Annotated in this window: 25 protein-coding genes; 17 read left to right on the plus strand and 8 right to left on the minus strand. The window is 43.4% G+C overall.

Annotation, left to right across the window (positions count from 1 at the left end; all coding sequences use genetic code 11):
- Window positions 1-44: 44 nt before the first annotated feature.
- The 6 genes from A3729_RS19515 (at window position 45) to A3729_RS19540 (ending at window position 4195) form a co-directional block, all read left to right on the plus strand.
- On the plus strand, window positions 45-341 hold the full coding sequence (locus A3729_RS19515) for an integration host factor subunit beta (RefSeq protein ID WP_068509308.1): 297 nt from the start codon (window positions 45-47) through the stop codon (window positions 339-341).
- Between the two features lie 81 nt (window positions 342-422).
- On the plus strand, window positions 423-722 hold the full coding sequence (locus tag A3729_RS19520; RefSeq protein WP_068509306.1) for a LapA family protein: 300 nt from the start codon (window positions 423-425) through the stop codon (window positions 720-722).
- Between the two features lie 3 nt (window positions 723-725).
- Window positions 726-1904, plus strand: a complete 1179-nt coding sequence (locus A3729_RS19525) for a tetratricopeptide repeat protein (RefSeq protein ID WP_068509305.1) — start codon at window positions 726-728, stop codon at window positions 1902-1904.
- Window positions 1905-1930: 26 nt separating this feature from the next.
- The gene (pyrF, locus tag A3729_RS19530; RefSeq protein WP_082865164.1) at window positions 1931-2656 is read left to right on the plus strand and encodes an orotidine-5'-phosphate decarboxylase; all 726 of its coding nucleotides are present in this window, start codon (window positions 1931-1933) and stop codon (window positions 2654-2656) included.
- Complete coding sequence (locus A3729_RS19535) at window positions 2649-3230, plus strand: chalcone isomerase family protein (protein WP_068509304.1); 582 nt, start codon at window positions 2649-2651, stop codon at window positions 3228-3230. The genes pyrF and A3729_RS19535 overlap by 8 nt, the downstream gene beginning before the upstream one ends.
- A 116-nt stretch (window positions 3231-3346) precedes the next feature.
- Complete coding sequence (locus tag A3729_RS19540) at window positions 3347-4195, plus strand: alpha/beta fold hydrolase (RefSeq protein WP_068509302.1); 849 nt, start codon at window positions 3347-3349, stop codon at window positions 4193-4195.
- A gap of 12 nt (window positions 4196-4207) precedes the next feature.
- On the opposite strand, the gene A3729_RS19545 is transcribed toward A3729_RS19540, so the two are convergent.
- Genes A3729_RS19545 through A3729_RS19555 form a run of 3 tightly spaced genes read right to left on the minus strand, consistent with a single transcriptional unit; the run spans window position 4208 to window position 7473 of the window.
- Window positions 4208-5278, minus strand: a complete 1071-nt coding sequence (locus tag A3729_RS19545; protein ID WP_231872213.1) for an ABC transporter ATP-binding protein — start codon at window positions 5276-5278, stop codon at window positions 4208-4210.
- 28 nt (window positions 5279-5306) lie between these two features.
- A complete protein-coding gene (argF, locus tag A3729_RS19550) occupies window positions 5307-6215 on the minus strand; it encodes an ornithine carbamoyltransferase (RefSeq protein WP_068509298.1) in 909 nt (302 codons plus the stop codon).
- 55 nt (window positions 6216-6270) lie between these two features.
- On the minus strand, window positions 6271-7473 hold the full coding sequence (locus A3729_RS19555; RefSeq protein ID WP_231872212.1) for an aspartate aminotransferase family protein: 1203 nt from the start codon (window positions 7471-7473) through the stop codon (window positions 6271-6273).
- Between the two features lie 211 nt (window positions 7474-7684).
- On the opposite strand from A3729_RS19555, the gene A3729_RS19560 reads away from it, so the two are divergent.
- A complete protein-coding gene (locus A3729_RS19560) occupies window positions 7685-9232 on the plus strand; it encodes a hydantoinase B/oxoprolinase family protein (protein ID WP_068513276.1) in 1548 nt (515 codons plus the stop codon).
- Between the two features lie 83 nt (window positions 9233-9315).
- Window positions 9316-9636 (plus strand): Grx4 family monothiol glutaredoxin, encoded by a 321-nt coding sequence (gene grxD / locus A3729_RS19565; RefSeq protein ID WP_068513273.1) that lies wholly within the window; start codon window positions 9316-9318, stop codon window positions 9634-9636.
- Between the two features lie 66 nt (window positions 9637-9702).
- Here the strand turns inward: grxD and A3729_RS19570 are convergent, their stop codons facing one another.
- The 4 genes from A3729_RS19570 to A3729_RS19585 form a co-directional block, all read right to left on the minus strand.
- Window positions 9703-10491, minus strand: a complete 789-nt coding sequence (locus A3729_RS19570) for an energy transducer TonB (protein ID WP_068513268.1) — start codon at window positions 10489-10491, stop codon at window positions 9703-9705.
- 3 nt (window positions 10492-10494) lie between these two features.
- Window positions 10495-12705, minus strand: a complete 2211-nt coding sequence (locus A3729_RS19575; protein WP_068634192.1) for a DUF1631 domain-containing protein — start codon at window positions 12703-12705, stop codon at window positions 10495-10497.
- Window positions 12706-12908: 203 nt separating this feature from the next.
- Window positions 12909-14162: an HlyC/CorC family transporter gene (locus A3729_RS19580; protein ID WP_068510844.1), complete on the minus strand. Its 1254-nt coding sequence runs from the start codon at window positions 14160-14162 to the stop codon at window positions 12909-12911.
- 32 nt (window positions 14163-14194) lie between these two features.
- A complete protein-coding gene (locus A3729_RS19585; RefSeq protein ID WP_068510840.1) occupies window positions 14195-14992 on the minus strand; it encodes an inner membrane protein YpjD in 798 nt (265 codons plus the stop codon).
- Window positions 14993-15077: 85 nt separating this feature from the next.
- On the opposite strand from A3729_RS19585, the gene ffh reads away from it, so the two are divergent.
- The 7 genes from ffh to A3729_RS19620 all read left to right on the plus strand — a co-directional run bounded on the left by ffh (window position 15078) and on the right by A3729_RS19620 (window position 20636).
- Window positions 15078-16445 (plus strand): signal recognition particle protein, encoded by a 1368-nt coding sequence (gene ffh, locus A3729_RS19590; RefSeq protein ID WP_068510837.1) that lies wholly within the window; start codon window positions 15078-15080, stop codon window positions 16443-16445.
- A gap of 183 nt (window positions 16446-16628) precedes the next feature.
- The gene (gene rpsP / locus A3729_RS19595; protein WP_068510835.1) at window positions 16629-16877 is read left to right on the plus strand and encodes a 30S ribosomal protein S16; all 249 of its coding nucleotides are present in this window, start codon (window positions 16629-16631) and stop codon (window positions 16875-16877) included.
- Between the two features lie 55 nt (window positions 16878-16932).
- A complete protein-coding gene (gene rimM / locus A3729_RS19600; protein WP_068510833.1) occupies window positions 16933-17475 on the plus strand; it encodes a ribosome maturation factor RimM in 543 nt (180 codons plus the stop codon).
- 161 nt (window positions 17476-17636) lie between these two features.
- Window positions 17637-18410 carry a tRNA (guanosine(37)-N1)-methyltransferase TrmD gene (gene trmD, locus A3729_RS19605; protein ID WP_068510832.1) on the plus strand — a complete coding sequence of 258 codons (774 nt, stop codon included), beginning with the start codon at window positions 17637-17639 and terminating at the stop codon, window positions 18408-18410.
- Between the two features lie 38 nt (window positions 18411-18448).
- Window positions 18449-18805 carry a 50S ribosomal protein L19 gene (rplS, locus tag A3729_RS19610; RefSeq protein ID WP_068509094.1) on the plus strand — a complete coding sequence of 119 codons (357 nt, stop codon included), beginning with the start codon at window positions 18449-18451 and terminating at the stop codon, window positions 18803-18805.
- Between the two features lie 90 nt (window positions 18806-18895).
- A complete protein-coding gene (xerD, locus tag A3729_RS19615) occupies window positions 18896-19780 on the plus strand; it encodes a site-specific tyrosine recombinase XerD (protein ID WP_068510830.1) in 885 nt (294 codons plus the stop codon).
- Between the two features lie 139 nt (window positions 19781-19919).
- On the plus strand, window positions 19920-20636 hold the full coding sequence (locus A3729_RS19620) for a DsbC family protein (RefSeq protein ID WP_068510827.1): 717 nt from the start codon (window positions 19920-19922) through the stop codon (window positions 20634-20636).
- 54 nt (window positions 20637-20690) lie between these two features.
- Here the strand turns inward: A3729_RS19620 and A3729_RS19625 are convergent, their stop codons facing one another.
- Window positions 20691-20903 carry a hypothetical protein gene (locus tag A3729_RS19625; RefSeq protein WP_068507676.1) on the minus strand — a complete coding sequence of 71 codons (213 nt, stop codon included), beginning with the start codon at window positions 20901-20903 and terminating at the stop codon, window positions 20691-20693.
- A 221-nt stretch (window positions 20904-21124) separates the two neighbouring features.
- On the opposite strand from A3729_RS19625, the gene A3729_RS19630 reads away from it, so the two are divergent.
- Window positions 21125-22432, plus strand: a complete 1308-nt coding sequence (locus tag A3729_RS19630) for a homoserine dehydrogenase (protein WP_068510825.1) — start codon at window positions 21125-21127, stop codon at window positions 22430-22432.
- A 63-nt stretch (window positions 22433-22495) separates the two neighbouring features.
- Window positions 22496-23095, plus strand: a 600-nt coding sequence (locus tag A3729_RS19635; RefSeq protein ID WP_156498033.1) for a pyridoxal-phosphate dependent enzyme, incomplete at its 3' end; no start/stop codon positions are given.

Here is a 23095-nt window from a genome sequence, read left to right on the forward strand (position 1 = left end):
AAAAAGCAACGTTATTGTTGAGTCTTTTAGGGATCGAACAGTTAATGACAAAGTCCGAATTAGTTGAAATTATTGCTGCGAAGCAAACGCAGTTGTCAGTCAAAGATGTTGAGCTGGCGATAAAAACACTTATTGATCTTATGTCTGATACCTTGTCGTCAGGGCAGCGTATTGAGATTCGTGGGTTTGGTAGTTTTTCTCTACACTATCGAGCACCAAGGATGGGTAGAAATCCGAAAACAGGTGAGTCTGTTAGTCTTCAGGCAAAGCATGTGCCTCACTTTAAGCCAGGTAAAGAGCTTAGAGATCGTGTAAATGAGAGTCTAAAAGAAGGCTATTAATCAAATTCGCCTCTAATATAGTCAGCGTGTTAACATGGTAAAGATCTAGGCACGTTTCAATATTTGAGTCAGGTTTTATTAATGGCACGTATTTTATTCGCTCTTTCATTTCTTCTTTTTGTAGTTATTCTACTCGCTTGTGTTGTTTTTGTTTTACGAAATGATGCGCTTGTAGCTGTGGATCTATTATTTGTCGAGTTCACCTCTCTTAGTGTGGGGTTTTGGGTGTTAGGCAGCTTGGTTGTTGGCCTCATTCTTGGTTTCTTATTTTCTGTACCGACTCAGATTTCCCTTTTTGGTTCGAAAAAAATTAAAGATAAGCGTCTCCAGACAACAGAAACTAAACTGTCGAGACTTAAAAGAGCGACCTCAAAAGGCTAGTAAATGGAAACTGCGCAGCTCTGGGTTTTTCTGTTTTTAGCGCTTTCTTTAGGCTGGTTGCTCGGATATAGCGCTAAGCAGAAAAGGTCTCCTACTAGCGAACCTAGCCAAACAAAGGTCGGTGAAAAGCACCGACTCCAGCTGCTTTTTGATAGTTATTCCGATGATGCTATAGATCGATTGATTAACTCCCTGGAAGTATCCGAAGAAACTCTTCAAACACACATCTCTATCGGTACGCACTTTAGAAAACAAGGTGAGGTAGAGAAAGCTATACTAATTCACCAGAATCTAATGGCTCACCCAGAAATCTCAAATGAAGCCAGTGATGCTGTGATATTTGAGCTAGCAAAAGACTATAAAGCTGCAGGCCTTTTCGATAGAGCAGAGTCTTTATTGTTACAATTAACACAATCTAAAAGATACTCCTATCGTAGTCAGGTTTTATTACTTGATATCTGTGAGCGTGAAAAAGACTGGTCAGGCGCATTGGTCATTGCTAAAGAGATTGATTTAAGGCGTCATCCCGAAATAAAGATTCGACTGTCTCAGTACTATTGTGAGCTTGCTGAGGAAAAGCTAAAAAGTAACCAGCAAAGGGAAGCAATCAATTTATTTAAGCAGGCTTTGGGAGTTAATAAATTGTGTGTCAGGGCTTTGCTTGGACAGGCTGCGCTTGCTCAACAGGATGAGAGGTATGGAGAAGCTATTCGTTTCTTAAAGCAAGTTGCAGAAATAGCTCCTGAAGACATCATTTTAGCTTTGCCTCTTTTGTTAGAGTGCACCGTCAAGACAGAATCTTTTGATCAGCATCAGGCGTATCTTAAAAACCTTTACGAAGATACAGGGCAGATGCCAGTGATGTTGGCAGTCGTTGCTTCAATGGAAGCTCAGGGGCGTAAGGATGAAGCATTTGAATTCCTGCTTGACCAGCTTTCCAGTTTGCCAAGTCTTCGAGCATTAAACTATTTATTTAGTATGGAGGGCATGTCTGATGACATTCACCCGAAGTTGGCTCGCCAATTGATTAGAATTATATCCCGTGAGAGTGATAAGAAAGAGAAATACCGCTGTTCTCAGTGTGGATTTAACGGTGGGCAGCTGCACTGGAATTGTCCTAGTTGTAAGAGCTGGCAGACGATTAAACCGGTATTAGAGTATGAAAAAAAGGTCGTGAATTAAACGATTTCGGAATTGTAAGGATTTATATGCAAGGTACAGACATGTCTTCGGTAGAACAAAAATCACCACTAATAGTTGCGCTTGATTACCCTGACTCGGCAAGTGCAATAAAAATGGCTGAGTCTCTAGACCCCTCATACTGCCGGGTAAAGGTCGGGAAGGAACTATATACACGTTGTGGACCTCAGATATTGGAGTCCCTGCATGGTCTTGGTTTTGAGGTGTTTCTCGATCTAAAATTTCACGATATTCCAAATACGACAGCTAATGCAGTTGCTGTGGCTGCAGACCTTGGTGTCTGGATGGTAAATGTTCATGCATCTGGTGGACGGCAGATGATGGAAGCCTGCGTTTCCAAGTTAACTAGCTATCAGAAAAAGCCCTTGTTGATTGCTGTTACGGTGTTGACTAGCATGCAAGACGCAGACCTTCATGAGCTTGGTTTGGAGGTGTCAGCGCAACAGCAGGTAAATCGATTGGCCGAGCTCAGTAGAGATGTAGGAATGGATGGCGTAGTGTGTTCTTCACACGAGGTAGCTGAGTTAAAGGCTAACTTAGGGGCTGACTTTAAGTTGGTGACCCCGGGAATAAGGCCTGCATTTGCTTCAGTGGGGGATCAGAAGCGGATTATGACACCGTATGAAGCTGTTCAGGCTGGCTCAGACTATTTGGTGATAGGTAGGCCAATTACTCAAGCTGATGACCCAATGGATGCCTTATCAAAGATAACCAAGGAGCTGGCGCTTGGGTAAGGTTTCAAAAAGCTTGATAGCTTTGTTCTGTTTTGTTCCTGTTATGCTTAGTTTTGCCGGGCCGGAATCGAAACATGAAGCGTCAAGCACTTTGGGTTTTCCCGTAATAAGCTATCTAGCGCATATGCAGCAGACCTATACATTCGTATTGATAGGAGAAGCGGAACGGTCATTCCTATTTTTTGATGTCTATGATGTCGCTTATTACCGAAGTGTTTCCCAGTCTAACAAGAGTAATTATGCAGAGCTTCTAACTCTGAATTATGAAAGAGATTTGCCTAAAGAGAAGGTTCACAATGCTTTGTCAGAAGGGCTTGAGAAAAATCTTTCAAATCACGACTTTCAGGCGCTTTCTCAAGAAATAACTAAGCTGGTGTCCAGTATCAATACAGATGTAAAAGAGGGAGACTCTCTCAAAATATTCTTTAAGCCAGAGGGGAAGGTGAGTTTTTATTACAATAACGTGCGTGTTTCCTCATTTTCGAATACAGCCCTCTCTCGTGCTTTACGTGCGATCTGGTTAGGGGGGCAATCTGTTGTAGATCAGGCGATGTTAACTAAAGGCCTGAATTAAGATTTTGATCTTTTAAGGCATACTTTCACAAATCTTACCCAATTAACTTGTTATCTGCTCTGATTTCTATCACCCTTAACTGCTCGCTCAGTGACATTAGGTGGAAGGAGGCTTGTGTGAATAAAATCGCAGGGAAACTTGAGGTCTCACGATTTGAAATTCCGTATAGGCTATATGGCTCTTCAGATAAGTTAATGGTATGCATTGGCGGTGCAAAACAAACCATGTCTGCATGGCGCAGTTTTGTCTCTCGTTTTCAAACTGAATACAGCATCCTGGTATTTGACTTGCCTGGGCAAGGGCGTGCAAAAATTAACTACGGTTGCATGGGGGTATCGCTTGAAGAGCAAGTGGATGCCTTGCATGAGTTATTAGTCAGAATTGATGCGCAAAAGTACTCTAGTCGATATTTAGTTGGCGGCTCTTGGGGCTCAATTGTTGCGGCTTCTTATTTGGATCGTTATCCGGATTTGTTTAATCGGGCTGTTCTTGGCAGTTTTGGCACGCGTGCAAATTCAGTCCTTCAGGTAATTATAGATCAAGTTCAGTCTTATATTGAGCAGGGGCGTGGCGCTGAAATTGCGCCATTGATGATAGAGAAGTTTGGCCAACTTATTCCTGAGCATTTAAAGCGCCAAATTATTAGCCAGTTTAATGATATGAGTGAGGAGCAGTATGCATCATTTTATGAGCATAGTCGGTCGGTTACTCAGATGGGGGATCTTAAGCAGCATATTGAGTTGAGCTCGATTGCGATTCCCGTGCTAGTTGTTATGGGGCAGTTCGATACCATTATGGACCTCTTTGACACGCGTAAAGCTACTAAAATGCTGGCGAATGGAGAGTTTCAGCTAGTCAAAGGGGTGGGGCACTTTTTGCATTGGGAGAAGCCTGAACTACTTGAGACTTACGCTGAGTTTTTTGAGCGCACTGCTGAGGAGTCACAGCATTGCAGCGCCAACTAAAGCCAATTTAGTTTAGGTTGATACTTCATATGCAATCAGGTGCTCTGCGTCGATTGCGATATTAATGGTTTCTCCGATATTAAAATCCTGGTGGCTAGGGAAGATGACATCGAGAGCCGTATCAGAGGCAAGCTTTAATTGGTATTGGGTTGAGGTGCCTGCAAAAATTTTCGAGCTGACGACGGCATTCAGGTTTGCTCCTGGTTTATAAATTACATCGTCGGGACGAATTAGTATTTCAATCCTGGTTTTTTCTGGCCAGTTATAAGCACGATTGCCTTGAATCACACCGACCTCACTTGAGAAGGTATCGGGTGTTAAGGTTTCACCTTTGATAAAGGTGCCGTGTCCAATAAACCTAGCGACAAAAGGATTTACGGGTTCGTGATATAGCTCGTAGGGTTTTCCCCATTGTTGAACTTTTCCTTGATCAATAACGCCAATATAGTCACACATAGCGAATGCTTCTTTCTGATCATGAGTCACTAATATTGCACTGATTCCTAAAGTCTTAAGAATGTTCCTGATATCAATGCTTAGACGGTTGCGTAGCTCAGCATCAAGATTTGAAAAAGGTTCATCTAGTAGGATAAGTTCGGGTTCAGGCGCTAAAGCTCGTGCTAGCGCTACTCGTTGTTGTTGCCCGCCAGACAGTTCATGTGGAAAGCTGTTTTGATAGCCATCTAGGTCGACTAAGTGAATTAACTTTTCAATATGAGCTGACTTTTCGGTTTTGTCCTTAATGCCTGTGAGGCCGAAAGCGATATTTTGGCTGACGCTAAGGTGGGGGAAGAGGGCATAGTCTTGAAATACCATGCCAATCCGTCTTTTCTCGGGGGCTTGTACCTTGTTGGTACTGGATATAGTTAAGCCGTTCAAATTGATTGTGCCGGCTTCAAGATTCTCAAAGCCGGCGATAGCGCGGAGAATGGTGCTTTTGCCACACCCACTTGGCCCAAGTAAACAAGCTATATCACCTCTGACCAGCTTAAAAGAAAGGTCTTTAATGACGATTAGGTTTTCATAGTTGCACTGTACATCGTTAACTTCGAGTATATTGCTCATCTTTGTTGGTGAAGACACGTGCTACTAAATCCTTTCTTATGTTTACTTAAGCATTACACAATAAAAACTCAAGAAGTGCCTTTTGAGAATGTAATCTATTTTCTGCTTCATCCCAAACGACTGAGCTGGGGTGATCCAGCATGTCGTGACTAATTTCTTCTCCACGATGTGCAGGCAGGCAATGCATGAATAGGGCATCAGAGTTCGCTACGCTCATTAGTTCCGGGCTAACTTGATAGTCTTTAAACTTGTTGATGCGCTCTTTTTGCTCTTCTTCTTGCCCCATTGATGCCCAGACATCAGTTACAACTAAGTCGGCATTTTTGACGGCGGCAATTGGGTTTCGTACAATATGAGCATGTTTTTGATTCTTTTTGAGCAACTCGTTATTTGGGTCGTAGCCGACGGGTGATGAGATGACCAACTCGAAGTTAAGTAGTGCTGCAGCGTTAATGAAAGAATGGCACATATTATTACCATCACCGACCCATACGACTTTTTTGCCTTCGATTGAGCCTCTATGTTCGTGATAGGTTTGCATATCGGCAAGTAATTGGCAGGGGTGGAAGTCATCTGTAAGGGCGTTAATGACTGGCACCGAGGAGTGTCGTGCAAATAATGCCAGTTTCTCATGTTCGAAGGTTCGAATAGTAATTGCATCAACCATACGTGATAGTACCCTAGCACTATCTTCAACCGGTTCTCCACGACCCAATTGCGTATCCCGAGGAGACAAAAATAGAGATGAACCACCAAATTGAGCCATGCCAGACTCGAAAGAAACACGAGTTCGGGTAGAAGACTTCTCGAAGATTAGTGCTAAAACGCGATTTTTGAGAGGCTCATAGATATTACCTTGCTTATGCTCGGTTTTAAGTGTGATAGCTCGCTCAATAACTTGCTTAAGCTCTTGGCTGGAAAGGTCATTTAAGGTTAAGAAGTGTCTTAGTGCCATTTGTCTCTCAATAAATAAACGATTTGATCGTGGAGGTAGAGTGTTTCCTGCCCAGTTAAGAGCGGGGCCTGCTGCGATCGTCGGCAGAATATAGGCGAATGATTTGTACGACGGCGTCAATTAAGAATTCACACTCGTCGTCACTCATATTCAGTGCCGGTAGAAGTCGAATCACTTTTTCGGAAGTGACGTTCAATAGTAAGCCTTTTGCCTTGGCTAGTGGAACGAGCTCTAGGCAAGGTTCGGTCAGTTCAATGCCGATCATTAAGCCCCTGCCGCGAATATCAGCAACGTAGTTAGCTGCCAAAAGTTCATTCTCAAGTTCTTTAAGAATGCGTTCTCCGAGAACAGATGCTCTATCACAAAGCTTATGGCTTGTAATTTCATTGATTGTCGCTAGTGCAGCTGCACAGCCAAGAGGGTTTCCGCCGAAGGTCGAACCGTGAGTGCCGGGAGTAAGAACATCGGCTGCGCTGCCTTTTGCCATGCATGCACCAATAGGGTAGCCATTGGCGATGCCTTTTGCAGTTGTCACAACGTCAGGTGTTACATCATACCCTTGATAAGCAAAATAATTACCCGTTCTGCCGTTACCTGTTTGAACTTCGTCTAACATCAATAGCCAGTCATTCTCATCGCAGATCTGACGCAAAGATTTTAGGTAACCGTCCTCAGCGATTGAGAGACCTCCTTCACCTTGAATGGGCTCGACTAGAATTGCGACAACATTAGGGTTCGATTTGGCAATCGCTTCAACAGCTTTAACGTCATTGAATGGTGCTCTAACAAAGCCGCCTAGTAAAGGCTCGAAGCCCGCTTGTGCTTTTCGGTTTCCTGTCGCGGTCAAGGTCGCCATAGTCCTGCCGTGGAAAGATTGATCCATGACGATAATCGTGGGAGTCTGTATACCCTTGTCATGCCCATACTTTCTGGCTAGCTTAATAGCGGCTTCATTCGCTTCAGCACCGGAGTTGGAAAAGAAAACTTTTTCCATACCTGATATTTGGCATAAGGTCTGTGCAAGTTTGACTTGTAAAGGCGTGTGATAAAGATTTGAACAGTGGAGTAGGCGGCCGGCCTGATCTTTGATTGCTTTGGTAACTGCGGGGTGTGAATGGCCAAGGCCGCAAACAGCTATACCAAAAAAGGTATCAAAGTATTTGTTTCCGTCAGTGTCGTATAGCCAGGCGCCGTCACCATTTTCAAAAGCAACAGGTAGTCTGCCATAAGTGCTCATCAGCGGTTGATCGTTGTTCATTTCAGTCTCTTATTAACGCAAAAAGGCAGCTAAATGCTGCCTGTATAAAGATAATATGTTAGCTTGATCTTTCATGGTAATCAATTGTTTTTGGGCTTCAATTTTTAGCCTGCGATCAAGATGTATCTGGTGATACTTGATCCTTGGAAAATGTAGTTGATGTATTCTGGTTACCATATTCAAATCTTGTGACGAATTGAGAGTTTTTATTGTGCTTAATGCGGTTGAATTAGCGGTGTTTTCGGGTCAAATAAAGTCGATATGTGAAGAAATGGGCCTGGTTTTGCAAAGAAGTGCTTTTTCTCCAAATATAAAAGACCGTCTTGACTATTCCTGCGCTTTTTTTGATTGTGATGGAAAAATCGTGGCCCAAGCTGCGCATATTCCTGTTCATCTCGGTAGCATGGCTTATGCAATGACCCGAATAGTTTCTGAGTTTGATTGGAAGCAAGGCGATGTTCTGGTTTTAAATGATCCTTTTAAGGGTGGGACTCATCTTCCTGATGTAACATTGATTGCACCATTCTTTGTTGGTGAAGAGCTAAGTGGCTTTGTTGCGAATCGTGCGCATCATGCCAATATCGGTTGTGATTCTCCTGGCTCAATGCCGCTTTCAACAAGCTTGGAAGATGAAGGCGTAATTATTTCTCCCCAAAAACTATATTCTCAAGGAAAACTGAATAAGGTTTGTCTCGAATTATTATCAAGCATAGAAAAGAACACTAATGCCGACGATTTGCCAGGAGATTTTATTGCACAGCTCAGTGCGAACGTTGTAGGTCTGGAGCGCCTGGAACAGTGGTTTATTGAGTCGCGGATGACACGTCAGAGTTTTGTTCAAGGCATTGAGCAATTGAATGACTATGGTAAAACGCTTGCAGCGAATTACCTAGAGCGTTTGCCGAAAGGGAGGGCTAGTTTTTCAGATTACCTTGATGGCGACGGGGTAGGTACTGAAAATATTCTAATTAAAGTTGAAGTGTCTATCGATAGTGAGGGAATTACGCTGGATTTTACCGGAACATCAGCACAGGTTAAGGGGAATCTAAATTGCCCTCTTAGTGTATGTGCTGCGTCTGTGTACTATGTGTTTGCAGCACTAATGCCAGCGTATGTACCTCATTGTGATGGGGTGTTCAAACTGATTAATATCTCTGCGCCCAGTGGCTCGCTACTAAATGCTCTACCTGGAGCTGCCGTTTCAGCAGGGAATGTTGAAACAAGTATGCGTGTTGTAGATGTTGTGCTTGGAGCATTGCATCAAATAGGACTTAAAGTGCCTGCCGCCTCACAGGGAACGATGAATAATGTTGCGATGGGAGGGACAGCTCCGACGCCATGGAACTATTACGAGACAATCGCTGGTGGAGCAGGGGCAGGTGAGTTATTTGAAGGTATTACTGCGCGCCAGTGTCATATGACGAATACGCTTAACACGCCCATAGAGAGCCTGGAGCTTCATTATCCGATGCAGGTTATGCAATACGGTATTAGGGCGGGCTCTGGTGGCATAGGGGAGCATTCAGGTGGAGATGGCGTCATCCGCTCTTACCTGTTTAAGCAGGCGGCTCAGGTCACTTTGTTAACTGAGCGTCGCTCGAAAGCTCCGTGGGGACTCGAAGGTGGTGCTGAAGGGTGCCCAGGTAAAAATGTACTTAATGCTAGGGTGCTGGATGGTAAGGCAGAGTTTAAGGTAGGGGCGGGTGATGTTTTAACGATCAACACACCTGGTGGCGGAGCCTGGGGGGAGAAACTCTGAAAAAATACCTGACTAATATGGTTGGTCTTATCAAAAGATAGTAAACTAGGTGGCGAAAGATTTAACTCTACAGGTAAATACCGATGTCAATAATGGATACGATTAAAGAGCAACTTGAAAGCAATGATATTCTGCTATACATGAAAGGCTCGCCTCAGCAACCACAATGCGGCTTTTCTGCCAAAACATCACAGGCGCTGATGGCTTGTGAGGAGCGATTTGCTTATATTAATATTTTAGAACACCCTGAGTTGAGAGAGAACCTTAAGGTTTACTCAAGTTGGCCGACATTCCCGCAGCTATACATAAAAGGTGAACTTGTAGGCGGTTGTGATATTGTCACCGAACTGTACGAGTCTGGTGAGCTGAAAAAGATGGTAAGCGCTGCTGCTTCCGCTGAATAAGTTGTACTTTAGCCGACTTTAATCTCGTCTCAAGGTCGGCTCTCTTCTTCTTTTTTTGTGTTCTAGTTATTTACTGATGTTTTTGTTTTGGTAGATGATGAAAGGAATGTCATATTTGTACCCTTTTTGAATATCTTCATGAGGTGGCGTTGGGAAAGGGCTCGCTCTATAAGCCGCTTGTAACGCTAATTCATCTATTTTCATAATTCCACTAGGCTCTTTTATCAAAGCGTTTTTTATTGCTCCATTGGGGAATAAGCGAAGCGTTATTGTATAGGCAACTTCTTTACGTTTGTGAGTGTTCATTACCGCATGAAAAGGGTCGTATAGAGAGTCCTTCCTGAGTGCGCTCAAAAGTAAAATCTCGTAGTCGCTGAGTTGCTCAAGTTCCTTGCTCGAGACTTGTTTTGTCTGGCTGGGTTTAAGGCTTTGCTTATCGCGGCTGAAAATATTTTGTAATCCGTGAATTGCCGTGCTTGGATTAGATCCACGAAAAGCAGGGCTGTCTAGCCGAGTGTGTTTGTCCGACAGCTTCTTCACGGCATTTTGATTAGGACTTAGGCTGCCTTTTGATGAGGAGTCACGTTTAGTTTGGGTGTCGCTTTTAAATTGCGATTGGTTAAGTGTCGCTAAATATTCTTGTGCTGCGCGTGAGTTTTCTTCGGCGCTAAGTGATGAGCTTGAAAATTGCGAGCTTCTGTCTGCAGATACTAGCTTGAAGGGGATAGTCTTTTCCTTGGTTTCAAGGAATGATATGTCGAGCCAGTAGATCAATAGGGCCAAGATTGTGTGAATCAAAATGGCAGCGAAAGCCGCTAAGCTGAGCCGAAGACTTTGGTTGCTCTCGGTATTCACAAATTAGAGTGTACTTGCTTTCTGGCTTAGGCTACTGGTTAGTGCGTTCATGGCTCTATCAATTAGCAGTCCTTGCTCTAGAACAATTGTGTGCTTCCTTTTTAGATCATTCGCCAGGTCGGTTTTGGTTTTTTCACAAGACTTTAGCCCCATGCGATTGACGAAAATATAGCTATCTGCATCATTGATGACCGCTGACAGCTTGCATCGCTGTTTGCTATCGTTGTTTGTAAACTCAAACCAAGTGCCAACTTCAATTTGCTCAATTTGCTCAATATATTTATTTAAACTGGAGTCTATCGATGCTTGTTGGCGCTCAATTGCAGTTTCAGCCTTTGGCTCGTTCTCCTCATTTACAGGAGGAACAATATTATGACTCAAGTTAAATGAGTTTTGCTTAAATGTGTTTGTGAGTGTTGAGCGAATCTCGACAAGTGCCTGGTCAAGATCGGCTGTATTATAGGAAACTTCTTCAAGACCTGACTTAAGCTCTTTTAATACTTTAGGGGCAATGGCGATCCAGTACTGGCGATCTTTAGGTTTTTCAAACGGCTGCAAACACCAGATTAGGTTCTCGGCTGTTTTACAGCTGTGTTCCCACTGATGCTCTTCTTCGTCTTTCAGGTATGCTAGAAACATAACGCGACTCCAGCCACCGCGAATTGTTTCAAGGACTAAGTCAGGAATAGAAATTTGAGAGCTATCTAGCAATGAATCTAGCTTATCTTCGACACATTTTTGAGCTTGGCGAGACTTAATTTGGCCAATTTCAGATTCCTTTGTTCTTTGCTCGACAATCTTAGATTTCTTTTCTTCTTTTTTAACAAAAGCACTAAATTCTTCATATAGCTTTTCAAAAAGCTGGATATCGCCGGTAAAGTTATCAAGAATGTTCTGAACTGTATCAAAAATTGCCTGGTAATGCGCATCGCCTTTGTTTTGTGTTTCGTTCCAGCCTATACCTGCTTTAGCTAGCGAGTTGAGGAGCTTGCGGGCAGGGTGTTTGCTAGAGCTGAAGAAACTATTGTCTTTAATGACTACTTTGAGTATGGGTATTTGTAAGCGGCTAATGAGGACTTGTATCGGCGCAGCCAGATTATAATCCTCTAGAATAAATTCAAATAGCATTGAGACAAGGTTGATCAAGTCTTCATCTATTTGCTTAAATTTTGGTTGGGTTGTTGGCTGATCGCTGCCTTGGCTTAGTTGGGCTTTTAGCTGCTGATGAATATTAATAACCTTAGGGTCAGCGCTATTGTTAGTTGATGGCGCTATATCCTGGATGGCAGAGAGTAGCGATATTAAGTCTTGAGTGCTCACATATTGAGTGGGCAGGCCAGGATTGTAATCAGCACTGAGCGCTTGGGGGCCTAGATTATTACGAATATTTGCTAGTAAGTTTTGCAGCTGAGGTAGTACATTTGTAGTGTTTTGCTGCTTGGCAGTCGTGTCTTCGGAAGCATGCGTTGATTTATCATGTGGCGAAGAGGCAGTCTTGCTACCTTGCTTGGTGCGAGGTGCTTTTAGCGATGGCATAATGCCAAGGCGTATTAATGTTTTGTTGGCTTCGTCTAGCACAGGACCAAGGTTTGATAGAACATATCGATCAAATTGCTTAAAAACAATTAACCGCTCTTTTAACTCTATTTCAAGCACTTCACAGGCGCTTGTAAAGCTTTCTATTACGTCTTTTAAGCCTAGAGGAAGGTTTGCATCTTCATTGTTCTCGCAGCCGTATAGGTTGCAAATTCGAGTATGAAACTGAAGTAAAGGGCCTTGAAAATTTGCCTGGGCTTTAGTCGCCATAGATGATATCGCGACTTCCTCTTCGAGGTCGTCATTCTGAACTAGGCTTAGACTTTCAAAACCTTTCGGTTCGACTGGTGCGTTTAGTTTCGAAGAGGGAGTAAGAACTTGCTCAAGGGAAAACTGCGCTTCGATACTGGACTTAAAGTCATTCTCAATATTCTTGCGCTTAATGCGAATATCGCGCATTGCTTCAAAGAAGCGGTTTTGTTCATTGTTGTTTCTAGCATTGTTAGCAAGCTCGAAAAAAGAGTCATCTATGCCGTCAAACATGCCTTGCAGAAGGGCATGCATGTCTCTTACAACAATATTGCAAATTTTGAGAGCTTCAGCTGATCTTGCGTTATCGAGCCTGGAAGGTCGACTATTGCGATCTCCGATAAAGCTAACGCTAGATGACTTATTCATCGTCCTTTCCCGTATGCTGAATGACTTTCAATGCTTAACAAAAATAAAGGCACTGAACAAAAGCAGGTACATCTTACCCGCAATATAAAAATTATTACTACTTCTATATCAATCCTGAGATTATAAAGCAAATATATATAAAAAAAATAACAAATTATTACATAAGACAAAAAAAATGAGTGGTGCGTTTGTTTTTTCAGTTTCTATGGTGAAATTTGGGCGGTTCTAATGACGTTATCCTTGATTTGTCTGATTTCTGTCCGGTGATGCTGAAGGTAAAGGCAAACGGGGGTGTCAGGTATGGTTTCGAGAGTTTCCGTTATCAAGCCGTTAAGTGTCTTCGGACCGTTGACAGGTAGGTTCCAGCCAAGTGTTTTGTTAATATTTCGAATCGTGGCTGTGCCATCGATGAGAAATGAACCATCTTCTTGAGGTGTGATGTCTTGGCTGCTGCTTGAAGAGTAATCAGTAGTGAACTCCCCAACAATTTCCTCCAGAATATCTTCCATTGTGGCAATGCCGAGAGCGTCGCCATACTCATCAACTACAATGGCAATTCGACGTTTCTCCCGCTGGAAGTGTATTAGCTGGGTGTTGAGTGTAGTACTCTCAGGAGTGAAGTAAGGTTCTCTGCAAGCTTGAAGTAGCATGGCTTTGTTCGGTTCGTCATTTGAAAGTACGCGAGTCATGCTGCGAAGGTGTAGGATGCCAATGATGTTGTTTATATCGCCCTTGTATACGGGGAGGCGTGTGTGTTGGGTGGTTTTTAGTTGCTGAAAAATATCATCCAGGTCATCGTCTATATCGATGCCAACAATCTCGTTTCTGGGAATCATGATGTCGTTAACGGTGACTTTCTCTAGGTCTAGAATCCCCAGTAGCATTTCCTGGTGTTTGCGTGGGATCAAGGTGCTAGATTCATTAACAAGTGTTCTCAGTTCTTCTCGGCTTAGGTGGTTTTCTTCTTCTCCGTTTGTACTAAAGCCGAGTTTTGTTAATAGGAAGTTAGTAACAAGGTTAACTGACCAGACAGCTGGGTAGAGTAGCTTTAGTAGAGGTTTTAGTATGTGTGCGGCGGGAAAGGCAACCTTTTCCGGGTGGTAGGCTGCAATGGTTTTAGGTGTTATCTCAGCAAAAATTAGTATAACTAGCGTCAAGATTGCGGTTGCAATTGCGATGCCTGCGTCACCCCATAGTCGAATGGCAATGACCGTTGCTATTGACGAGGCTAGTATGTTTACAAAGTTGTTTCCAATTAGGATGACGCTAATTAATTGATCGGTTCGATCTAGTAGATTGCTGGCTTTCTCCGCGCCTTTATGGCCATTTTTCTTTAGGTGTTTAAGTCTGTAGCGATTGAGCGACAGCATGCCAGTTTCTGAGCTAGAGAAAAAACCAGATAAAATGATTAGAAAAAGCAGAAATAGTAATAGAGAAGGTATAGAGGCGTCGTTCAATGTTGTTTACCGTTTATATGAAGGTTGTCGGGTTATTTGCTTATTGTTTCAAGAACTAGCTTGCTACCGAAAAAACCTAGCATTAGAAGGCTAAAGCCCCAAAGTGTCCATTTGCTGGCTGTGATTCCTCTCCAGCCATAAATTTTTCTGCCTGCGAGTAGTGCAGAGAATGTGAGCAGAGCAAGAATTGATAAAACGGTTTTGTGTGCCAAGTGTTGAGCGAATAGGTCATCGACAAAAATGAAACCGGCGAGAATGGCAAGAGCAAGCAGGATAGTGCCGCTCCATAGCATTTCAAACAGTAAGTTCTCCATGGTCAGGAGTGGCGGCAAATTGCGCATTAGTATAGTGTGGTTTCGCTTCTTTAGGTTGTTGTTCTGCATATGAACAAGTAATGCTTGTACGGCGGCAATCGAAAAGACGCTGTAGGCAATGAGTGATAATATAACGTGTATAAAGATGCCGCTGCTTTGTGGTGAGAATGATTGGCTGCTGTCGTTAAAGGCGAGTAGGGTGATTACGCTAAGTGCAGCGCAAGGGTAAACGGCAAGAAAAATTGCTTGGAGTGGTTTTCTGCTGGATGCCAATAAAAGCCCGATAACAATAACGCAGGCGATAAGTGATGCTGAGTTTGAGAAGCTAAAGGCGGCGTAGTTGTCACGGAAGGTTTGCTCTAAAGTAACTATTAGCTGCAAGCTTGCCGCACTGGCTCCGATTAAAAGGGAGATGAAGTGCTTGGCATTAATTTTTCTGAGATACACGAGGGTTTGATAGATTGTCCCTGTGAAATACAGTCCGACCGACAAAAAACTGAGTACAAAGATATTCATTATTTAGCTTGATGTTCAACTTATGGCTGTTAAATGGTTATAATGCGCCGTTTGCAATTACATAGCAATAATATAGAGATTAAACATGTTTGAAAATCTGAGCGATCGCTTATCAGAGAGTCTTAAAAAAGTTACCGGCAAAGCCCGCTTAACTGAAGATAATATTAAAGGAACTTTGAGAGAAGTTCGAATGGCATTGCTTGAGGCTGATGTGGCTTTGCCAGTCGTTAAACAATTTATTGGGCAGGTTAGAAAGCGCGCGATTGGTTATGAAGTCATGCGTAGCTTATCGCCCGGTCAGGCATTTATTAAGATAGTGAATGCTGAGCTGGTTGAAATGATGGGGGCTCAGTCAGAAGGCTTGAGTTTAAATGCCCAACCTCCGGCTGTTGTTTTGATGGCGGGTTTACAGGGTGCGGGTAAGACTACCTCTGTTGCCAAGCTGGCTCGTCACTTGTCTGAGCGGGAAAAGAAAAAGGTAATGGTTGTGAGTGCGGATGTTTATCGTCCTGCGGCGATCAAGCAGCTTGAAACATTGGCTGGAGAGGTGGGAGCGAACTTCTTCCCGAGCACCACTGATCAGAAACCAATCGATATTGCTAATGCAGCGATATCTGAAGCCAAGAAAACCTTTTGCGATGTCTTGATTGTCGATACAGCGGGTCGATTGGCTATAGATGATGAAATGATGCTTGAGATTAAAGAGTTGCATCAGGCGATTACTCCGGTAGAAACCTTATTCGTTGTTGACTCTATGACGGGGCAGGATGCAGCAAATACTGCGAAGGCCTTTGATGAGGCTCTGCCATTGACGGGTGTTATTCTGACAAAAGCTGATGGCGACTCCCGTGGTGGTGCGGCATTGTCTGTGCGCCATATTACCGGCAAGCCTATCAAGTTTATGGGGATGGGTGAAAAAGTCGATGCATTAGAGCCGTTTTATCCGGATCGTTTGGCTTCTCGAATTTTGGGGATGGGTGATGTTCTGACTCTGATTGAAGAGGCTGAGCGTAATCTTGATAAGAAGAAAGCTGAAAAACTTACTAAAAAGATCAAAAAGGGTAAATCCTTTGATTTAGAAGATTTTCGCGACCAGTTGCAACAAATGAAAAACATGGGTGGTGTTGGTAATTTGCTGGATAAGTTGCCGGGTATGGGGCAGATGGCAGAGGCTGCACAACAGCAAGTTAATGATAAGTCTTTAGGGCAGATGGAAGCGATTATATCCTCGATGACGCCCAAAGAACGTCGCTTCCCTGATACTGTTAACAATTCTAGAAAACGTCGTATAGCGGCAGGTTCAGGTACGCAGATTCAAGATATTAATCGTCTGTTAAAGCAGCACAAGCAAATGCAAAAGATGATGAAGAAATTTTCTTCTAAAGGCGGTATGGCGTCGATGATGAGGGGGATGAAAGGAATGATGCCTCCAGGCGGCGGTGGACCGTTTTAAGTGTTAAGAAAAACTGGAAATCGCAGCAGGGCGCTCTGAATTATTGCGATATTGTAAAAAAACAGAAATTAGTGTTTTCAATTCTAGAGTAATGCTCTAGAATATGCGCCCTTTCGAGCGCCGTCATCCTGCTTTGCGGGTGTGGTGTGGGAATTTTTTAACTGGAATCAGGATTTACAACGAATGGTTACTATCCGTTTATCTCGTGGTGGCTCTAAGAAGCGCCCATTTTATCATCTAACAGTTACAGACAGCCGTTCTTCACGTGATGGTCGTTATTTGGAACGTGTTGGTTTTTTCAATCCTTTGGCACGTGGCCAGGAAGAACGTTTAAGAGTTGATTCTGACCGTGTTCAGCACTGGTTAGATAAAGGTGCTCAGACTTCTGACCGAGTTAAGACACTTTTGAAAGAGTCTGCTAAAGCTGCGTAAGGCCGTTTAAGTAGTCTGGAAAGCTAACATTGATACCGGCTGGAAATAATTACTCATGAGCAAAGCTACAGAAAAAGCTGTAATGGGTAAGATTACCTCGGTATACGGTGTTAAGGGTTGGGTGAAGGTGTTTTCCTATACTCAGCCTAAAGAAAATATTTGCCAATATAAAAATTGGACTCTCGAAGGTGGCAGCAAGAACGGATCGGTAACCGTGCTTAGCTGCAAAGCTCATGGCAATGGTCTGGTCGCCCAGTTAAAGGGGTGTCATGATCGCGATGAGGCTAAGCAGTATTGTGGTTCGTTGATTTCTGTACCTCGAGAAGAATTGCCGGAACTGCCTAGCGGTGATTACTACTGGCATCAGCTTCAAGGTCTGAAAGTATTTGCTTCAGGGTCTGATGTAGAAGAGAAGGTTTTACTTGGTCGTGTTGATCATTTGATTGAAACCGGATCTAACGATGTTTTGGTAGTAAAAAAGTGTAAGGATAGCTTGGACGGTAGGGAGCGATTAATTCCTTACTTGCCAGATCAGGTTGTCTTGGCGGTAGATCTGGAAGCAGGATCCATTGAAGTTGATTGGGATCCGGAGTTTTAGTTTGTAAAGCGCTGATTGCGGTACTTGCGGGGCGTTTTTATATAGGCACTACTTAATCAGTTCTGTAAATCAGTTCTGGCATAAGGGATTGGTTCTTTAAGTGGTGCAAAGATAGAAACTTGCTGGTCAATGTGGTGTGACTGGCTTAGAGATGTGAATGTATGCATTTTGGACTGGTTACGCTTTTTCCTGAAATGTTTCGCTCTCTAGAAGATCATGGTGTCGTTGGGCGGGCAGTAAAGAAAGGGCTAATAGCTCTGGATTATTGGAATCCTCGAGAGTTCACCCATGATAAGCACCGTACGGTCGATGATAGACCTTATGGTGGTGGCCCGGGAATGTTGATGAAAGTGCAGCCTTTGCAGGATGCTATTCACGACGCTAAGGCAAAGATGGTGCAGGACCTAAAGCACGATCAGCCCGAGAAGGTGGTATCACTACGTACTGTATACCTGTCACCTCAAGGACAGCGCCTAGACCATAAGAAAGCTGTGGAACTGGCTGAATATGACGGATTGATTTGCGTCTGTGGTCGATATGAGGGAGTTGACGAGCGCTTAATCGAAGCTGAAATTGATGAAGAAATATCAATTGGTGATTTCGTATTGAGTGGTGGTGAGCTTGCTTCAATGGTATTGCTGGATACCATTTCCAGGTTAATACCTGGGGTATTGGGGCATAGTGAGTCGGCAACCGAGGATTCGTTTGCTAGTGGTTTGTTGGATTGTCCTCACTATACTCGTCCAGAAGTTTTTATGGGTAAGCCGATTCCTGATGTTTTGATGTCGGGTAATCATGAAAAAATTCGCCGCTGGCGCCTTAAACAATCCTTGGGGCGAACATGGCAGCGACGTCCAGAGTTGCTGGACAAAATAGAATTAGATAGCGAGCAGCAGACTCTGTTGCAAGAATTTATTAGAGAAGTGAATCGGTAGGCCTGAGGCTTTAGGTTTATCATTTTTAGGAGTGTAAAATGAGCAGCAAGAATAACATTATCAGCGCCTTAGAAGCTGAGCAAATGACGGCAGAGATTCCAGAATTCGGCCCTGGTGATACAGTCGTTGTTCAAGTAAAAGTTAAAGAAGGTAACCGTGAGCGTCTACAGGCCTATGAAGGTGTTGTTATCGCTAAGCGCAACCGTGGTCTTAACTCTTCTTTCACGGTTCGTAAGATTTCTTACGGTGTTGGTGTTGAGAGAACATTCCAGACTTTCAGTAAGCAGGTTGATAGCATCGAAGTTAAGCGTCGTGGTGATGTTCGTCAGGCTAAGTTGTACTACTTGCGTGAGCTAAGTGGTAAGGCTGCTCGAATTAAAGAGAAGTTGAGCTAAGTTTTAATACTGCTTAATTTATCTTTTAAAAAAGGCAAGTGGCTTTAGGGCGCTTGCCTTTTTTGCTTTCTCCTTGGTGGTGAATGGGTGATGACGTATACAGAGCGTTTTCTTGACACTTTGTGGCTAGAGAATGGGCTAAGTGACAATAGCTTGTCTGCTTACCGATCCGATTTAAAGCAATTTGCTTCGTGGCTCCATAAAAAGCGCACTTTAGAGCTACATCAGGCTGGCGAAAGTGATATCTATGATTATCTATCGGACTGCTTGGAAAGAGGGCTTAAGTCTTCGTCCAGTTCACGCTTATTATCCTGTTTAAGGCGCTTCTACCGCTTTCTAGTGCGCGAAAACATAATCGCCATAGACCCAACACTCAATATAGATAACCCCAAGTTGCCGCGTATGCTGCCCAGTTCTCTTACTGAAGCAGAGGTTGAGAAGTTATTGGCGGCTCCGGACGTTTCTGAGGTGCTTGGCTTGCGTGATAGGGCAATGTTAGAGGTTATGTATGGCTCCGGCCTAAGGGTGTCAGAATTGGTATCCCTGAATTTTGAGCAACTAAATGTCCAGCAAGGCTTAATTCGTTTATTTGGAAAGGGTGGTAAGGAGCGTTTGGTTCCTGTGGGGGAGCCGACCTTGGATTGGCTGGACGAATACTTGTCGAAAGCCAGGCCAGAGCTAGCGGGCTCATCTGGGTGTCACGTCATCTTCCCAAGTTCTCGATCACAGCAAATGACAAGGCAAACATTCTGGCATCGAATTAAAAAGTATGCGATTGAGTCCGGTATTAACAAAAAATTATCACCTCATACCTTAAGACATGCTTTCGCAACTCATCTCTTGAATCATGGTGCAGACTTGCGTGTTGTACAGCTATTACTGGGGCATGGAAATTTGTCAACAACTCAGATTTACACTCATATAGCTAAACAGCGCTTATACGATTTACATCAAGATTTTCATCCTAGAGCCTAGTACTACATAACAAAATGTTAACGATAAGTTCTTGTAGATGAACTTAATTCCGTTTAGCTTGTCATACAAATAATGTTCAATTAAAAAACGGCTTGGTTTTTTGCCAAGCCTTACATAGGTTTTAATTATAGAGGTTTGTATGCGTTTAGTTCGGTATATTATCTGTCTAAGTCTGCTGTTTTCGCTCACGGCGAATGCTGATGAGGCTCAGGTTCGAAAAAGCTTATCCGAGGCAATGCCGGGTTTGAAATTGAGCTCGGTCGAGATGAGTGAGATTGTTGGTATGTACCGGGTTACAACCTACTCAGGTGAAGCTTTATTTGTCAGTTCTGATGGTAAGTTCTTTCTAACCGGTGATCTGTATGCAACGAAGACAGGGCGAATTGAAAACCTGACTGAAAAGCGTCGCGAGACCGCCAGAATTGAGCAAATTTCTTCAGTTCAGGGTAAGGATAAAATTGTATTTCCTGCAAAGGGTGAAACCAAGGCTCGTATAGCAGTATTTACTGATATTGATTGTGGTTATTGCCGTAAGCTTCATAGAGAAATTCCAGCTTTGAATGATATGGGGATAGAGGTTAGTTATCTGGCATATCCGCGTGCAGGTGTTGGGAGTGACTCATATGGTAAATACGTATCAGCATGGTGTGCTGAAGATAAGCTCGAAGCGATGACTGATGCTAAGAATGGTAAGTCAATTCCCGAAAAGACTTGCGCCAACCCTGTACAGGACCAGTATATGTTAGGGCAGGCAATGGGAATAAGTGGCACGCCGGCAATTGTTTTAGAAAGTGGTCGTTTAATTCCAGGTTATTTAAATGCCCAAAAACTTGGGAAAGCGCTTGGTGTTCTATAGTTGCTAGCTAATAAAAAAAGGCCCTCATCGGGCCTTTTTTTATCGCTGTCGAATTTAACACCTAAACCCCTTGTCTTTTCTGCGTGAGTCGCATTCTTTTTTGATGTTGTTGCAGCGCTGAGCTCCGGCTGGAGAAAGTTTGTTGTAGTCACAGTCACGATAAGCTTTTCTAAGTTCCGCGTCACTATAGCCGCTAAAGGCGCCACCACATGAAGAAAGTAAGGTGCTGAAGATAATAAAGCAGATGCCGGTTAAGTATTTAGTCATGGATTTGATTCTTGTTTATTTAAGTTTTCAGAAGTATAGCTGTGAAGAAATGATCTGCTAGTAAAAAATATGCGGGTCTCAAAATAAGTTGTGGTGCCATTCTTTTTCTTTGATGAAAAGGTATACTATCCGCCAAAATATTTTAAGGCTACAGGGTAGCAGCTATTTAGTCGTTGCTTTGCTTTAAGTCAGAATGAATTCGTGATCGTGAGGAATATATCTTGAGCTCCGTTAAGATTGGAATATGTGGTCTAGGTACCGTCGCTAGTGGCGTGATTAATGTCTTGAAACGAAATCAACAGGATATTACTGCCCGAGCAGGCTGTCAGGTTGAGGTGATTCAAGTCGCCTCTAGAAAGCTTAAAGATAATTGTGACCTTAGCGGTATCGAATTTTCGACGAATGTAATGGATGTTGTCAATAACCCTGATGTGGATGTGGTAGCAGAATTAATTGGTGGCTATGATCTTGCTAAAGACATTGTTTGTGCTGCGATTAAAAATGGCAAGCATGTTGTCACGGCTAACAAAGCGCTTATAGCTGAGCACGGAAACGAAATTTTTGCGCTGGCTGCCGAGCATAAAGTAGTTGTTGCCTATGAGGCGGGGGTCGCTGGTGGAATTCCGATTATAAAAGCGCTTCGAGAAGGTTTAGCTGCAAACAAGGTTAATTGGCTTGCGGGTATCATCAACGGTACAGGAAATTTTATTCTTACGGAAATGAAGGACAAAGGGCGAGATTTCCAAGATGTGTTAAAAGAAGCGCAAGATCTTGGTTACGCTGAAGCAGATCCAACCTTTGATGTCGAAGGTATTGATGCTGCGCATAAGTTAACTATTCTGGCATCCGCAGCGTTTGGTGTTCCTTTAGAGTTTGAAAAAGCCTTTACTGAAGGCATTAGTAAAATTGCACCAGCTGATGTCGTTAATGCCGATGCTTTAGGTTATAACATAAAGCACTTGGGTATTACGCGTAAGCATGAAAATGGTTTTGAGCTTCGAGTTCATCCGACGTTAATCCCTCAGGACCAGCTGATCGCTAAAGTCGATGGCGTAATGAACTCGGTATTGGTCGATGGTGATGCGGTTGGTCAAACATTGTACTATGGTGCCGGTGCTGGCTCAGAAGCAACAGCTTCAGCGGTAATTGCGGATATTATTGATATCGCACGAATAGGCGATAATAAAGGCTTTGTACCGGTTCCTTACCTTGGCTTCAGCGCTGACAAGATTCAAGACTTATCGGTACTGCCAATCGAAGAAATATCTTCTGCGTATTACTTGCGTGTTACTGCTGAGGACCACCCGGGCGTATTGGCCAAGATCGCGTCGATTATGAGTGACCTGGGGATTAATATTGAGTCAGTGATGCAAAAAGAAACCGACCGAGAGGGTGATTGCATTCCGCTTGTATTATTGACCCATGAAGTGCAAGAGAAGCAAATTAATACTGCTATAGAGCAGATAGAAGCGCTTGAAACGACAAGAAAAGAAGTCGTGAAGATACGCGTTGAGCACTTTAACCATTAATTAGAAGAACCTGAAGGCAGAGCCTTCTTGTTTACGATAGAAATTTTGCTTGGATAGATAAACGTGAAATATATTAGCACACGCGGCGAAGCGCCCCCTTTATCATTTGAAGATGTTTTGTTGACTGGTTTAGCGCCAGATGGTGGGCTCTATGTACCCGAAACCTTACCTCGTTTTACTCAGGAAGAAATCGCATCCTGGGCAGGCCTTCCATACTCTCAGTTAGCTTTCAATGTTATGTACCCCTTTGTTGAAGGTGAAATTCCTGAAGATGATTTCAGGGACATGGTTGAAAAAACCTATGAGGTGTTTGATCACTCTGCCGTCGCACCTTTAGTGCAAGTGGATGCTAACGAGTGGGTGATGGAGTTATTCCGCGGTCCTACACTGGCATTTAAAGACTTTGCCTTACAGCTACTAGGTCGCTTGTTGGATTATGTGCTTAAGAAAAGAAATGAGCGTGTAGTTATTATGGGTGCGACTTCTGGCGATACTGGTTCTGCCGCGATAGAAGGCTGTAAACACTGCGACAACGTCGACATCTTTATTTTGCATCCGCATAACAGAGTATCGGATGTACAGCGTAAACAAATGACGACGGTATTGGGTGATAACGTTTTCAACATTGCTATTGAAGGTAACTTCGATGACTGTCAGCACATG

It is taken from the genome of Oleiphilus sp. HI0043 (assembly GCF_001634935.1).

Bases quoted from the DNA above. Each gene is read 5' to 3' on its own strand.
- A3729_RS19625 (WP_068507676.1), bottom strand. From the start codon at position 20,903: ATGACTAAATACTTAACCGGCATCTGCTTTATTATCTTCAGCACCTTA.
- A3729_RS19555 (WP_231872212.1), bottom strand. From the start codon at position 7,473: ATGAACAACGATCAACCGCTGATGAGCACTTATGGCAGACTACCTGTT.
- rplS (WP_068509094.1), top strand. From the start codon at position 18,449: ATGAGCAGCAAGAATAACATTATCAGCGCCTTAGAAGCTGAGCAAATG.
- rimM (WP_068510833.1), top strand. From the start codon at position 16,933: ATGAGCAAAGCTACAGAAAAAGCTGTAATGGGTAAGATTACCTCGGTA.
- A3729_RS19515 (WP_068509308.1), top strand. From the start codon at position 45: ATGACAAAGTCCGAATTAGTTGAAATTATTGCTGCGAAGCAAACGCAG.
- grxD (WP_068513273.1), top strand. From the start codon at position 9,316: ATGTCAATAATGGATACGATTAAAGAGCAACTTGAAAGCAATGATATT.
- ffh (WP_068510837.1), top strand. From the start codon at position 15,078: ATGTTTGAAAATCTGAGCGATCGCTTATCAGAGAGTCTTAAAAAAGTT.
- pyrF (WP_082865164.1), top strand. From the start codon at position 1,931: ATGCAAGGTACAGACATGTCTTCGGTAGAACAAAAATCACCACTAATA.
- trmD (WP_068510832.1), top strand. From the start codon at position 17,637: ATGCATTTTGGACTGGTTACGCTTTTTCCTGAAATGTTTCGCTCTCTA.
- argF (WP_068509298.1), bottom strand. From the start codon at position 6,215: ATGGCACTAAGACACTTCTTAACCTTAAATGACCTTTCCAGCCAAGAG.
- xerD (WP_068510830.1), top strand. From the start codon at position 18,896: ATGACGTATACAGAGCGTTTTCTTGACACTTTGTGGCTAGAGAATGGG.
- rpsP (WP_068510835.1), top strand. From the start codon at position 16,629: ATGGTTACTATCCGTTTATCTCGTGGTGGCTCTAAGAAGCGCCCATTT.
- A3729_RS19525 (WP_068509305.1), top strand. From the start codon at position 726: ATGGAAACTGCGCAGCTCTGGGTTTTTCTGTTTTTAGCGCTTTCTTTA.
- A3729_RS19585 (WP_068510840.1), bottom strand. From the start codon at position 14,992: ATGAATATCTTTGTACTCAGTTTTTTGTCGGTCGGACTGTATTTCACA.
- A3729_RS19620 (WP_068510827.1), top strand. From the start codon at position 19,920: ATGCGTTTAGTTCGGTATATTATCTGTCTAAGTCTGCTGTTTTCGCTC.
- A3729_RS19520 (WP_068509306.1), top strand. From the start codon at position 423: ATGGCACGTATTTTATTCGCTCTTTCATTTCTTCTTTTTGTAGTTATT.
- A3729_RS19575 (WP_068634192.1), bottom strand. From the start codon at position 12,705: ATGAATAAGTCATCTAGCGTTAGCTTTATCGGAGATCGCAATAGTCGA.